A 12,874-nucleotide genomic window follows, 5' to 3' on the forward strand; every position below is an offset into this window, starting at 1 on the left:
GGCTCATTAACAAGGTCTGCACACACGCCCTGATTTATGGGGCGCAGAACAAACATCGGATCATCGACGATCATATGGTCAAGCGTGTCATTCAGGGTGAACTGTCATGAAAGGACCTTGGGTAACGATGATCTACGATCGGGAGGCGGACTGCTGGACCGTCCGGAAGGCAGGAGGCACCTACGCGGTGCATTGTGGCGAATGCTTTGAGATACGCGTTGGTGATCGCGGTATTCGGTGCCGGCTTGAGCTTGACCGGAATTGGTATGTCATCATGAGAGAAGCGCGATTCAACTTGAGGAGTAAAGAGATTTACCAAGTCCGGTTTGTCTAACGACAAGCAGAGGGAAAGTCATCCGTGCTGACTTTCCCTCTTATCTCTTCACCAAGGACACGATTTCTGGAAAACCTTGGACACCTAACACTGTCATATTCCGGCCAATATGGGTTGGCAGTAACACTATCTGCTGTTCCGGTACCGGCAAATCCAGAAGCTCTACAACTCGCCAAGAGTAAAGGACTTGTTACGAGTGCAACAGAGAAGTTCTTTGGTGACGACGAAATCGTAATTGAAATCGTGGATGACGAAATTGAAATCGAGGGAATCGGCTCTACAGAAGAGTTGGTAGCTACCATTCAAGACTCAGTACAGGAAACGCTCAACAGAGCTACAGGAAAAGTGTAACCCAAGGAGGGATGAACATTATGGTGAAATTAAGTCCGGAAGCATTGGAAGCACGTCGGGAATATAGAAGACAGTATGAGCGAGAGTATCGGCGCAGATGGCGGCAAAAACCTGAAAACAAAGAGAAGCAAAAAGAGTACGAGCGACGATATTGGGAACGTAAGGCAAAGGAGCTAACGCAAGAATACGTGTAAACCAACGAGACGGGGGCAAGTATACGTTGCGGGAGGCTCATACCGTAATTTACTTGCTCCTGAAACAGAAAATACGAGACAAACCAATTTTGACGGTTACAGGAGGGGCATAACAAAGATGAACGAAATGACAGAGTATGAAAAGTTCCTATGGGAAGAACTAAGTGCGGCAAACGATATGTTGTTACGAAACGCTTACCTACTAGACGACTATATAGACTACATCAATGCAGCAGGACTACGTGAAGAGTTTGAAGCATTCAGGGAAGTAAAGGCACAGCAAGAAGCAAATGCGAGTAACTGAAATGCGATTAGTTTGTAGCATCCTTCGCGCAGCGGAAAGTTTTTGCATTTCTCGACGTCAAAGTAATAGACAAGCGAACGACTCTCTCCGCTGGTCTTGCTGCCTTGAATCGCCTTCCGTCTGCTTCGTTCTCCAGCCGGACATACAACGAAATCGGCATCCTTGTTATATTCGAACCCTTCTTGACGTTCGCCCCCTTCGTGGACAATCGGGTTGTAAGGGCGCGACAGGTGATATGTTCTTTGTAGCTAAAGAACGATTTCGAACTACTCTTCCAGCCGAAACGTGCATCCGGATCGATGGCGGAGAGAATCCCCTTGTGTGAGAGTAATCGCTCGAGATCCGGATAAGGAAATCTTTGCTCTGGAAAGGCATTTCCTATCGTGAAAGGGCAGCGGGACGCTGGCTTTCATGGGCGGAAATGCCTTTTTTTGTGCTGGCCGCTTCGACTGTGTCTGAAGCCGCCAATGAACGATGGAAAAAGTTAACGAAGTATAAAAAATGTAAGTTAAACGCAAAGACATCCCTCGGAAGTCTTTCTTATACTCAAACTACCAGGCTTCGGCCGGGTTGGCCGGCAGTCTGAAGGACTATTCGCCAATGAGGGGGATGTGTATGAAGAAGCTGGGGTTTGCTTTGTTGATGAGCATTATGGTGCTTGCGCTGGCGGCGTGCAGTGCTGGCGGCGGCGGTGGAGCGGCGGGCGAAGGGAAGTTTGTCGGCATCGCGATGCCGACCAAATCGTCGGAACGATGGGTGGCGGACGGCAACAACATGGTGCAGGAATTTAAAGCCCTCGGCTACCGAACAGATCTGCAGTATGCGGAGGATGTCGTAGAAACACAAGTTTCGCAGATCGAGAACATGATTACGAAGGGCGTGGACGTGCTCGTCATCGCCTCAATCGACGGCGAATCGCTGACGAACGTGCTGAAAAAAGCGGCCAGCGCTGGCATACCGGTCATTTCTTACGACCGCTTAATTCGCAATTCGGAGCATGTCAGTTATTATGCAACCTTCGACAACTTCAAGGTCGGCGTGCTGCAAGCTTCTTATATTGAAGATAAGCTTGGCCTAAAGGACGGCGCGGGACCATTCCACATCGAATTGTTCGCTGGTTCGCCAGACGACAACAACGCCTACTTCTTCTTCAACGGCGCGATGAGTGTCCTGCAGCCTTACATTGACAGCGGCAAGCTGGTCGTCAAGAGCGGACAGACCGCCTTTGATCAAGCGGCAACCCTTCGCTGGGACGGCGCGGAAGCGCAGAAGCGCATGGACAATTTGCTCAGCGCCCATTATACGACCGAACGGGTGGATGCGGTATTGTCTCCGTATGACGGCATCAGCATCGGCATTCTGGCTTCCTTGAAAGGGGTCGGATACGGCTCGGACAGCAAACCGCTGCCGATCATTACCGGTCAGGATGCGGAGCTTGCTTCCGTGAAATCGATCATCGCCGGGGAACAAACGCAAACGGTATTCAAAGATACCCGCGAGCTGGCGAAAAAGGCAGTGGAGATGGCCGATGCGGTATTGAAAGGCGAAGAGGCGGAAGTGAATGATACGAAAACGTATGACAATGGCGTGAAGGTAGTCCCTTCATACTTGCTGGAGCCGGTTTCAGTCGATATTTCAAATTATAAGTCCGTATTGATCGGCAGCGGCTACTATTCGGAAAAAGATTTGGCGTCCCAATGAGAAGTCGAAACTTCGGCTAAAGCTTAAGCGGCGGCAATTCTCGTCACGGTCTGAACCGGCGGCGAAGCGCCGCCGCTCTTTTACCCCGAAGATCACGAACGATGACCACAAAGCCTGGAAAGCGAAGGAAGAGGGGGCTGGAATCGATGACGGACATATTGCTTGAAATGCGGGACATTACCAAGACATTTCCTGGCGTCAAAGCGCTGCAAAATGTCAATTTTCAAGTGAAAAAAGGAGAGATTCATGCGCTGGTAGGCGAGAACGGCGCGGGCAAATCCACGCTGATGAAAGTATTGAGCGGAGTATATCCGCATGGCACGTATACGGGAGAAATTCGCTACAAAGGAAACGTATGCGAAATGAAAGATATTAAACACAGCGAACAATTGGGCATTGTCATCATTCACCAAGAGTTGGCGCTTATTCCGTATATGTCAATCGCGGAAAATATTTTTCTTGGCAATGAACAAGCGGTTAGAGGCATGATGAATTGGCATAAGACAACGCTGGAGGCCAAGGCGCTGATGAATCGCGTCGGACTCGAGGAATCGCCTGAGACGCTCGTCATGAATATCGGGGTCGGGAAGCAGCAGCTTGTAGAGATTGCGAAAGCGCTCGCCAAAAGAGTCGAATTGCTCATCCTGGATGAACCGACCGCCGCGCTGAACGAAGACGACAGCAAAAATTTGCTGCAGCTGCTCCTGGAACTGAAGAAGCAAGGCCTGTCCGCCATTCTGATCTCGCACAAGCTGAACGAAGTGATGCAAATTTCCGATTCGATCACTGTGCTGCGCGATGGCCAGACGATTGAAACATTGGATGTGAAGCGGGATGAAGTAACGGAGGAGCGCATCATCCGGGGGATGGTCGGGCGCGACCTTACGAACCGTTATCCGGTGCGTGAACCGATGATCGGAGAGACTCTGCTGGAGGTACAGGATTGGAACGTCTACCATCCGCTGCAGCCGGATCGCCAAATTATTCATCATGTGAACTTGACGATTCGCAAAGGAGAAATCGTTGGGATCGCCGGTCTGATGGGCGCCGGACGGACAGAGCTGGCGATGAGCCTGTTCGGCAAATCATACGGGAAACGAATCAGCGGCCGACTGCTGAAAGAAGGCAAAGAAATCGAGCTCAGCGACGTAAGCAGCGCCATCAGGCACGGCATTGCCTATGTGACGGAGGACCGGAAGCAGTACGGACTGATCCTCATCGATGACATTAAACGGAACATCTCGCTGTCCAGTTTAGGCAAGATATCCCGGTATTCGGTCATCCAAGATCAGGCAGAAGTGCAATGCGCGGAATCGTTCCGGGAGAAGATGAGGATTAAGACGCCGAACATTCACCAGAAAACGGGGAACTTAAGCGGCGGCAATCAGCAGAAGGTCGTGCTGAGCAAGTGGATTTTTGCCGAACCGGACGTGCTTATTCTTGATGAACCGACGCGGGGCATTGATGTTGGCGCCAAATATGAGATTTATACGATTATCCAACAGTTGGCGCAGGAGGGCAAAGGCATCCTCGTCATTTCTTCGGAGCTTCCGGAAATTCTCGGAATTTGCGATCGTATCTATGCGATGAGCGCAGGGCGCATTACCGGGGAACTGACCCGGGAGGAAGCCGATCAGGAGACGCTCATGAAATATATGACGAAAACAGGGGGCAGCGAACATGAATATGCTGGCTAGTTTATTCAAGGCGAATATTCGCCAATACGGAATGATCATCGCCCTTGTGCTGATCATGTTGTTGTTTCACATTTTGTCGGACGGCATTCTGATGCAGCCGCTCAACATGACGAACCTGATTTTACAAAACAGCTATATTCTGGTGCTGGCCATCGGCATGGTGCTCGTCATCATTACCGGACATATCGACCTGTCCGTCGGCTCGATCGCGGCTGTCATCGGTGCGGTTGCGGCGATCATGATGGTGCATATGCAAATGCCGGTATGGGCGGCAATCTTGATCAGCTTGCTGCTCGGCGCGTTGATCGGCGCATGGCAAGGGTTTTGGATTGCTTATGTCGGCATTCCCTCGTTTATCGTCACCTTGGCGGGCATGCTGTTGTTCAGAGGGCTGACGATGGTCGTGCTGGAAGGGCAGTCGATCTCCTCGTTTCCGAGCGCTTTTCTTGCCATCAGCGCCGGATTCATCCCCGACATCGCCGGATCGGCCGGCAGTCTCAAGCTGACGACCGTTATCGTCGGAATCGTGCTGTCCCTTATCTTCGTATGGAATGAATTGCGGCTCCGCCGCTTGCAGAATAAATATCAGGCGCAGCGTCTGCCGGCTATTTGGTTTGCCTTAAAGCTTGTGTTGACGGCCGCTGTGCTGAATGGCTTTATGTTCATCCTGGCGCTGTACGAAGGCATTCCGAATATTCTTATCATCTTGGCGATGCTGATCGCGTTGTATACGTTCGTGACGAATCGCACGGTCATCGGCCGGCATATTTATGCCACTGGCGGCAATGTGCGAGCGGCTTCCTTGTCGGGGATTAAGACAAAGCGCGTCACCTTCATGGTGTTCGTCAACATGGGGGTATTGTCCGCACTCGCCGGACTCATCTTTGCCTCGCGGCTAAGCGCCGCAACCCCGAAGGCCGGCACCTTGTTCGAGCTTGATGCGATCGCTGCGTGCTTCATCGGCGGCGCTTCTGCGACTGGCGGCGTCGGCACGGTCATCGGCGCCATGATCGGCGGCCTCGTCATGGGCGTGATGAACAACGGCATGTCGCTTATCGGCATCAGCATTGACTGGCAGCAAGCGATCAAGGGTTTGGTGCTCCTGCTTGCCGTCGCCTTCGACTTTTATATTAAAAATCGCAGCCATGCCTAAGGATTAACGAAGAATAGCTGTTGCCTTTCAGCACCAGCCATATACAATAAAAGAAAACGCATTCAGGAACAGGGGGATTCCGGATGAAGAAGCTGGTGCTGCTGTATGGCGTATTTATACTCGCGTTTCTTATTATTATCGCCTCGTTCTTTCGCCCTTCCCAGCTTGATTCGTGGCATAATGTCGACGGCGGATTGCGGGGAGATATCGGCGAGCAGTATGTGATGGTGACGTTTCAATCCGGTATCGACTATTGGAAGCCGGTGCTGAAAGGGTTCGAGGATGCTGCGGAAGCGCTCGGAGTATCGGTGGATTACCGGGGCTCGACGGAGTATGACGTTCAGGAGCAGATGACTGTGCTCGAGCAGGTCATCGCCAGAAAGCCTGCGGGAATTGCCTTGTCCGCCATGGAACCGACGGCTCTGACGGCCTCGATCAACAAGGCGGTGGAGGCAGGAATTCCGGTTGTCCTGTTTGATTCCGGCGCCGAGGACAGCAAGGCGTATTCCTTTCTGGGAACGGATAATTATAATGCGGGTGCGACGGCAGCGCATGAATTTGCCAGACTGCTCGGAAATGCCGGGAAAGTAGCGGTCATTACATTGCCGAACCAATTGAACCATCAGGAGCGGGTAAACGGATTTCAAGAGACGATTCGCCGCGAATATCCGAAGATGCAGGTGCTGGAGATCAAGGACGGCAAAGGGGATGTCGTCGTTTCCAGAGAAGCCGCTCGGGAAGTCATGCGCGACCATCCGGATTTACGCGGCATCTTCGTTACGGAAGCGGTCGGCGGCGTCGGGGTCGGCGAGGCGATCGTGCAACAGGAGCGGCTCGGACAAGTCAAGATCATCAGCTTCGATACAGACAAAGGCACGTTAGATATGATCAAGGACGGCATTATATCCGCGACGTTGGCGCAAGGAACGTGGAACATGGGCTATTGGTCGCTGCAGTTTTTATTTCACCTGCATCACGAGCTCGCTCCGGAAAGTGCCGGAGCAGCGGGCAAGCAGCGGATGCTGCCGCCGAACGTCGACACCGGAGTGACGGTCGTAACCAGAGCGAATGTGGATGATTATTATGCGAAGTAGAGCGCAGATGGTGCAGGAAGTCGGCGGTGATGCGGCATGAGGCTGCGCGGATGGTTGGAGATGAATAATTTGCCGATCCGTTATAAGCTCATTACGCATTTTATGCTGATCAGCATCGTGCCCTCGTTGCTGCTCGGGGTGCTGGTCAGCTTTACAGTGAAGCGTATTATAGACAACCAGGTCAACGACCATACGCTGCAATTAATCGGCAAAGTCAACACTTCGCTCGAGCATGTTGTCAGCAACATGCAAAATATCACTTACTTCATATCCTTTGATCCGCTCGTCCAGGCGTTTCTTTCAGGCGGCGGCAAGGAACTGAATTCAGAGGAGAAATATACGGTATCGCGTTTTTTGCAAGGGTTCACGACGCTGTATCCGGAAGTCGCGGGCATTCTTGTCGCTGACAGACACGGCCGCTATATGAGCAAGGACATGTATGCGCGCACAGCAGAGCCGCTTACGGAGGAAATCTGGTTCAAGCAAGCGGTGGACAGCCGGGGGATCTTCACGCTCATCGGCCATCCGGCCGCTCGCAATGTGACGACACATACGAATTATCGACCTGACGAAGTCATCTCTGTCGCTCGGGCGATCCTTGATCCGCACACGCAAGAGATGAAAGGCGTCATACTCGTCGACCTGAAGCTGCGCGTCATTGCCGAGACAGCGAAGGATGTGCGGCTTGGCAAGACCGGCTATTTGATGGTCATCGACCATAAAGGCGACAATATCTATACGCCGGTCCATCCGATGATCGATACGTTTCCTCTGGAATGGATCGGGGAGCAGTCATCGGGGACATTTTCCAAGGAAGTGAACGGCCGCTCGCTGCAATTTATATATCTGAAATCCCCGTTTACGAACTGGACGACCGTCGGCGTCTTTCCGACGAACGAGTCGGCGGCGGAAGTGCGGCAAATCCAATTTTATGTCGTCAGTTTCGTATTCGCGACTTGTATGATGGGAATCACCGCTTCGCTGTATGTGTCGCATTCGATCTCTCGGCCGTTGCAGCAGCTGCAAACGTTCATGCACAAAGCGGAATCGGGAGATCTTACGGTTCGGCATACGAGTAACAGACAGGATGAAATCGGCAAGCTTGGCAAGAGCTTCAACAAGATGATTGTGCAGCTCAGGCGGCTGCTGGAGCTGACGGAAGTGCAGGCGAAGCAGAAGCGGGAGGCCGAGCTGAGAAGTCTGCAGGCGCATATTAAACCGCACTTCCTGTATAATACGCTGGATACGATTCATTGGTTGGCGCGCAAGAAAGATGCGGATGATGTGGCGGAAGTCGTGGAATCGTTGTCGCGGCTTTTTCGCATCGGGCTCAGCAAAGGCAATGAACGAATTCCTTTGCTGGAAGAGATCGAGCACATTCGCAGCTATTTGACGATTCAGAAGACGAGGTATCGCGACAAGCTCAATTATACGATGGATATTGAGTCCGGTGTACGTCATCTTGAAGTATTGAAAATCTTGCTGCAGCCGATTGTGGAAAATGCGATCTACCACGGCCTGAAGCAGCGGCGCGGTCCCGGCAATATTCGTATCGCAGCGTATCGGGCGGGAGAGACGCTTATCCTGGAGGTGGCGGATGACGGCATCGGCATGCGGCCCGAGAAGCTTGCCGAGCTGCAAGCGAGACTGGACATGCGAGGCAAACGATTCCATTCCGTTAGCGGAACGGATGCCCTTTATGCCGCGGGGAAGGCGTTGGATGACGAGGCGAAGAAGGCATCTGGCGAGGGAGGCTCAGGGTATGGCATCGTCAACGTACAAGAAAGGGTGAAGCTAACGTTTGGCGAGCAATATGGCGTGCAAGTGGACAGTCAATACGGCAAAGGGACGGTCGTGAAGATCGTTCATCCTGTATTGGACAAGAGCGGCGGCAGCGACGTATTGGACGAGTTGTGAAGGCAGATGAATGAGAGAAGGACGAGGCTGACACAGTGACGCAGATCCTGCAAGCAGTACATGTGCGGAGGTGGAGCAGGTGAACCGGATTTGGAAAGTGCTGATTGCCGACGATGAGCCGATTATTCGTGAGGGAATTCGTACGGCGGTCGACTGGCCGGCGCTGAACATGGAAGTCGTTGCGGAAGCGGAAGACGGAGAAGAGGCGCTGGAGCTGGCGATCGAACATCAGGCGAATATCGCGTTGGTCGATCTGAACATGTCGATCATGGACGGCCTTACATTAATGAAGCACTTGCGCGACAAGCTGCCGACTTGCAGGCTGGTCATCGTCACCGGGCATGATGAATTTCAGTATGCGCAGGAGGCGATTCGTCTCAATGTGGATGAATACTTGTTGAAGCCGGCTAACCCTGAACAGCTGCGGCGAGTGCTCGAACGCGTAGGCCAAGGTTTGGAGCAAGCCTGGCGGGAGCGGGAACATCTGATGATCGCCTCGCGCCAGATCCAGCGCAACTACCCGCTGCTGCGCGAAAGGTTCTGTCTGGAATGGATCGAAGGCGGGATGAGTGAGGCGGAAGTAGCAGAGCAGCTGGAATTTTTGCAGTTGCCGAAGAAGTGCCCGGATTGGATCGGAGTGCTGCGCTGGTCTGATCCGGCATTGGAGCGGACGTTAACGAAAGAGAGTGACCGACAGCTTTACATGTTTGCAATAGAAAACATGATCAGTGAATGGTTGGAGAACACGCGCTACGTCATCTTTCGCGAATCAGGCGGCCTGATCGCCATTATCGCCTGGGGCGTATTGGACGAGCGATTGTTTGCGAAGATCACAAGCTCGATCGTAGATTATTTGAAATTGTCGGTGACGTTTTCCTGCAAACCGCTTTCCGGCAACTTTGCAGATGTGCCGACGTTATACCGGGAGGCGAAGCATGACGTTTATCGAGACACGCGGTTATCGCCAATCGTGCGCCGTGCCAAGCTGTATGTGACGCAGCGGTACCATGAGCGAGGGTTAACCCTGGAGCTGGTAGCCGATGCGCTGCAAGTCAATCCCGTGTATTTGAGCCGGACGTTAAAGCAGGAGCTGGGCCTTTCGTTCAGCCAGCTCTTGACTGATATCCGTATGAAGAAAGCGGTGGAAATGCTCGCCTCAACCGACCTGACGGTGCATGAAATTTCCGAGCGGGTCGGTTATGAGACGCAGCATTATTTCAGCACCGTGTTCAAGAAGACGATCGGCGTCTCCCCGAATCAATATCGACGGGGGGAGTTGGGGTAATTGTCGCTTCCGCAGCGGCAGGGCTTAAGCCCGCCATGTGTGCCTGGGGCTGCCCTGGGGAGGGGCAGCGCTGCCAGAAAAGCTGCCAGATAAACATTTTTGCTGCCGATCCATTGACTGTCAAATTTAATTGTCTTACAATAAGACCATAACAACCATTACAGCATCTTGGGAGGGGAAGCCGTTGGACACAAGCTTCATTCGCGGGGTCATACCTCCGATCGTCACGCCGGTCGACGAGAACGAACAGGTGGACGAAGCGGGGCTGCGCAGGGTCATCGAGCATGTGATTGGCGGAGGCGTGCATGGCATTCTGGCGCTTGGCAGCAACGGGGAATTTTACGGCTTGGATCATGAGCAGCAGGAGCGTACCGTTCGCATCACGGTCGAGCAGGTGAACGGTCGGGTGCCGGTGTACATGGGCATCGGCGCGATTACGACCAGGGAGTGCGTCGCTTTGGCCCGCAAGGGAGAGGCGCTGAACGTGCAGGCGATCACGATTTTGCCGCCGATGTTTCTCACTCCTTCGGAGGAGGAGCTGTACCGGCATTTTCGCGCCGTAGCGGAGGCGACGTCGCTGCCGGTGCTGCTGTACAACAATCCGGATCGCGTCGGCAACAATATATCCGCGAATTTGATGGAGCGGCTGGCCGATATCCCCAACATCGCAGGGGTCAAGGACAGCAGCGGCGACTTGACGTTGACGGCGGAATATATCCGCAGGACGCGGGACAAGGGCTTCAAGGTGATGGCCGGACGCGACGTCATGATTTTGGGCTCGCTCGTTTACGGCGCTGTAGGCTGCGTCGCTTCAACGGCGAATATCGTGCCGGCGCTCGTCGTCGAAATTTACGAGAAATACCGGGCGGGAGATCTTGACGGAGCGCGTGAAGCCCAGTTCAAGCTGGCTCCGCTCAGGATGGCGTTCAATCTGGCCAGCTTCCCGGTCGTCACCAAGGAAGCGATGAACCTGATCGGCCTTAATGTCGGGCCGTCGATTTTGCCGAATACCGCCTGCTCGGAGGCGAACCGCGGCAAGCTTGCCGACATTTTGCGGCAGATGGGCGAACTGTAATCATTCATTGTGACATTATCGATACCGCAAGGAGGAATCATCGTATGATCGTCGGATTTATCGGACTTGGCATTATGGGCAAACCGATGAGCAAAAACTTGCTGAAGCACGGCTACGAGCTGATCGTGCTGGAATCGAGCAAAAGCGCTTCCGAGCTTACCGCGCTTGGAGCCAAAGCTGCGGCTACGCCGAAAGCGCTTGCAGAAAAGGCGGACGTCGTCATCACGATGCTGCCGAACTCGCCGCAGGTGAAGGAGGTCATCCTCGGCGCGGACGGCGTGATCGAGGGAGCGCGGCCGGGCACGGTCGTCATCGATATGAGCTCCATCGCGCCGCTGGTCAGCCAGGAGATTGCCGGCAAGCTGGCGGAGCGGAGCATTGAGATGCTCGACGCGCCGGTCAGCGGCGGGGAGCCGAAGGCGATCGAAGGAACGCTTTCCGTGATGGTCGGAGGCAAGCAGGAGATTTTCGACAAATGCTACGACGTGATGAAAGCAATGGCGGCATCGGTCGTGCGGACTGGGGATATCGGCGCGGGCAATGTGACGAAGCTGGCGAACCAGGTCATGGTCGCCATTCATATCGCGGCGATGTCCGAAGCGTTCGTGCTGGCGAGCAAGGCGGGCGTGGAGCCGGAGCTTGTGTATCAGGCGATTCGCGGGGGGCTGGCAGGCAGCACCGTGCTGGACGCCAAAGCTCCGCTGGTGATGGATCGCAAATTCGACCCTGGCTTCCGCATCAATCTGCACATTAAAGATTTGGCCAATGTGCTGGAGACGTCCCGCGAAGTGGGCGTGCCGCTGCCGCTTACCGCTGCGGTGATGGAGATCATGCAGGCGCTGAAGGTCGACGGCATGGGCGAGGACGATCACGGCGGGCTGATCCGCTACTATGAGAAGCTGGCCAAAACCGAAGTGAGAAGATAACGTTCCCGGGAAAACCTCTTGCGTTCACGAGAGGTTTTCCATATATTCATACTATCGATCAGGGGATGAATTCTTATGAATAGATAACGACATTTCGCAAAGGAGTATGGACATCGTATGGAAGACAATCGCAGCGGCATTGAAGTGGAGACGGTGAAACGAAATACGCTGGCCAGACAAGTGGTCGAGCAAATCATTCAGCTGCTCACGAGCGGTCAGCTGAAGCCGGGGGACAGACTGCCGCCCGAGATGGAATTGATCGAGATGCTGGGCGTCAGCCGTCCGGTGCTGCGGGAAGCGCTGAGCTCGCTGGAGACGATGGAGGTCATCTCGCGCAGGCCGCGCGGCGGCACTTACTTCAACAGCAAGATCGGCAGCAAGCCTTTCTCGCTCATGCTGGCGCTGGCCAGCGGCAATTTGCCGGCGATCATCGAGGCGCGCATGACGCTGGAGCTGGGGCTTGTCACCGTGGCCGCGGAGAAAATCACCGATGACCGGCTGCGGCAGCTCAAAGGCACGATCGAGCAGATCGCGCGCAGCACCGACAACAATTACGGCGAGGTGGATAAGGAATTTCACCGGCTCATTGCGCTGAGCGCCAACAATCCGATCGTCGAAGGCATGATCGATTCCCTGCTCATCACCCATGACAAGATGAACAGCCATATCACTTACCGGGAGCGCGACGTCACCGTTCAATTCCACACCGACATCTACGAGGCGCTGGCGAGACGCGATCCCTACGATGCGTTCCAGCATATGTACAGACATTTGAAATATGTGCGCGACAAACTGCTCAAGCATTACGAACAATAAGGCAACCCGATTTTTCCGAAAAAACGC

At 53.8% G+C, this 12,874-nt stretch carries 13 protein-coding genes and 1 pseudogene; 13 read left to right on the forward strand and 1 reads right to left on the reverse strand.

Features of this window, described 5'->3' with window-relative positions:
* The first annotated feature begins 127 nt into the window (after positions 1–127).
* The 4 genes from F591_RS0111600 (at position 128) to F591_RS0111610 (ending at position 1,183) form a co-directional block, all read left to right on the forward strand.
* Complete coding sequence (locus F591_RS0111600; protein WP_245581028.1) at positions 128–334, forward strand: DUF5348 domain-containing protein; 207 nt, start codon at positions 128–130, stop codon at positions 332–334.
* A 24-nt stretch (positions 335–358) separates the two neighbouring features.
* Positions 359–685: a hypothetical protein gene (locus tag F591_RS31370; RefSeq protein ID WP_019534770.1), complete on the forward strand. Its 327-nt coding sequence runs from the start codon at positions 359–361 to the stop codon at positions 683–685.
* 20 nt (positions 686–705) lie between these two features.
* Entirely contained in the window at positions 706–879 is a 174-nt protein-coding gene (locus tag F591_RS31375) for a hypothetical protein (protein ID WP_019534771.1), read from the forward strand.
* Between the two features lie 118 nt (positions 880–997).
* Positions 998–1,183 (forward strand): hypothetical protein, encoded by a 186-nt coding sequence (locus tag F591_RS0111610; protein WP_019534772.1) that lies wholly within the window; start codon positions 998–1,000, stop codon positions 1,181–1,183.
* Between the two features lie 11 nt (positions 1,184–1,194).
* Here the strand turns inward: F591_RS0111610 and F591_RS30310 are convergent.
* Positions 1,195–1,520 (reverse strand): annotated as a pseudogene (locus tag F591_RS30310) (hypothetical protein); the annotation flags it as partial.
* Positions 1,521–1,798: 278 nt separating this feature from the next.
* On the opposite strand from F591_RS30310, the gene chvE reads away from it, so the two are divergent.
* The 9 genes from chvE (at position 1,799) to F591_RS0111655 (ending at position 12,847) form a co-directional block, all read left to right on the forward strand.
* On the forward strand, positions 1,799–2,884 hold the full coding sequence (gene chvE / locus F591_RS0111615) for a multiple monosaccharide ABC transporter substrate-binding protein (RefSeq protein ID WP_019534773.1): 1,086 nt from the start codon (positions 1,799–1,801) through the stop codon (positions 2,882–2,884).
* A gap of 146 nt (positions 2,885–3,030) precedes the next feature.
* Positions 3,031–4,581, forward strand: a complete 1,551-nt coding sequence (gene mmsA, locus F591_RS0111620) for a multiple monosaccharide ABC transporter ATP-binding protein (protein WP_019534774.1) — start codon at positions 3,031–3,033, stop codon at positions 4,579–4,581.
* The gene (mmsB, locus tag F591_RS0111625) at positions 4,565–5,734 is read left to right on the forward strand and encodes a multiple monosaccharide ABC transporter permease (protein WP_019534775.1); all 1,170 of its coding nucleotides are present in this window, start codon (positions 4,565–4,567) and stop codon (positions 5,732–5,734) included. The genes mmsA and mmsB overlap by 17 nt, the downstream gene beginning before the upstream one ends.
* 83 nt (positions 5,735–5,817) lie before the next feature.
* A complete protein-coding gene (locus tag F591_RS0111630) occupies positions 5,818–6,828 on the forward strand; it encodes a substrate-binding domain-containing protein (RefSeq protein ID WP_019534776.1) in 1,011 nt (336 codons plus the stop codon).
* A gap of 60 nt (positions 6,829–6,888) precedes the next feature.
* A complete protein-coding gene (locus tag F591_RS0111635; RefSeq protein ID WP_156829531.1) occupies positions 6,889–8,745 on the forward strand; it encodes a cache domain-containing sensor histidine kinase in 1,857 nt (618 codons plus the stop codon).
* A 70-nt stretch (positions 8,746–8,815) separates the two neighbouring features.
* Positions 8,816–10,030: a response regulator transcription factor gene (locus F591_RS0111640; protein ID WP_019534778.1), complete on the forward strand. Its 1,215-nt coding sequence runs from the start codon at positions 8,816–8,818 to the stop codon at positions 10,028–10,030.
* Between the two features lie 184 nt (positions 10,031–10,214).
* Positions 10,215–11,105 carry a 4-hydroxy-tetrahydrodipicolinate synthase gene (gene dapA / locus F591_RS0111645; protein ID WP_019534779.1) on the forward strand — a complete coding sequence of 297 codons (891 nt, stop codon included), beginning with the start codon at positions 10,215–10,217 and terminating at the stop codon, positions 11,103–11,105.
* Positions 11,106–11,149: 44 nt separating this feature from the next.
* Positions 11,150–12,031 carry a 2-hydroxy-3-oxopropionate reductase gene (gene garR, locus F591_RS0111650; RefSeq protein ID WP_019534780.1) on the forward strand — a complete coding sequence of 294 codons (882 nt, stop codon included), beginning with the start codon at positions 11,150–11,152 and terminating at the stop codon, positions 12,029–12,031.
* A 117-nt stretch (positions 12,032–12,148) separates the two neighbouring features.
* Positions 12,149–12,847 carry a FadR/GntR family transcriptional regulator gene (locus F591_RS0111655; protein WP_019534781.1) on the forward strand — a complete coding sequence of 233 codons (699 nt, stop codon included), beginning with the start codon at positions 12,149–12,151 and terminating at the stop codon, positions 12,845–12,847.
* Positions 12,848–12,874 lie beyond the last annotated feature (27 nt).

It is taken from the genome of Paenibacillus ginsengihumi DSM 21568, assembly GCF_000380965.1.
GTDB lineage: Bacteria > Bacillota > Bacilli > Paenibacillales > NBRC-103111 > Paenibacillus_G > Paenibacillus_G ginsengihumi.

Coding starts and splice junctions, on each gene's coding strand:
- F591_RS0111600 (WP_245581028.1), top strand. CDS start 128: ATGATCTACGATCGGGAGGCGGACTGCTGGACCGTCCGGAAGGCAGGA.
- F591_RS31375 (WP_019534771.1), top strand. CDS start 706: ATGGTGAAATTAAGTCCGGAAGCATTGGAAGCACGTCGGGAATATAGA.
- F591_RS0111610 (WP_019534772.1), top strand. CDS start 998: ATGAACGAAATGACAGAGTATGAAAAGTTCCTATGGGAAGAACTAAGT.
- chvE (WP_019534773.1), top strand. CDS start 1,799: ATGAAGAAGCTGGGGTTTGCTTTGTTGATGAGCATTATGGTGCTTGCG.
- mmsA (WP_019534774.1), top strand. CDS start 3,031: ATGACGGACATATTGCTTGAAATGCGGGACATTACCAAGACATTTCCT.
- mmsB (WP_019534775.1), top strand. CDS start 4,565: ATGAATATGCTGGCTAGTTTATTCAAGGCGAATATTCGCCAATACGGA.
- F591_RS0111630 (WP_019534776.1), top strand. CDS start 5,818: ATGAAGAAGCTGGTGCTGCTGTATGGCGTATTTATACTCGCGTTTCTT.
- F591_RS0111635 (WP_156829531.1), top strand. CDS start 6,889: ATGAATAATTTGCCGATCCGTTATAAGCTCATTACGCATTTTATGCTG.
- garR (WP_019534780.1), top strand. CDS start 11,150: ATGATCGTCGGATTTATCGGACTTGGCATTATGGGCAAACCGATGAGC.
- F591_RS0111655 (WP_019534781.1), top strand. CDS start 12,149: ATGGAAGACAATCGCAGCGGCATTGAAGTGGAGACGGTGAAACGAAAT.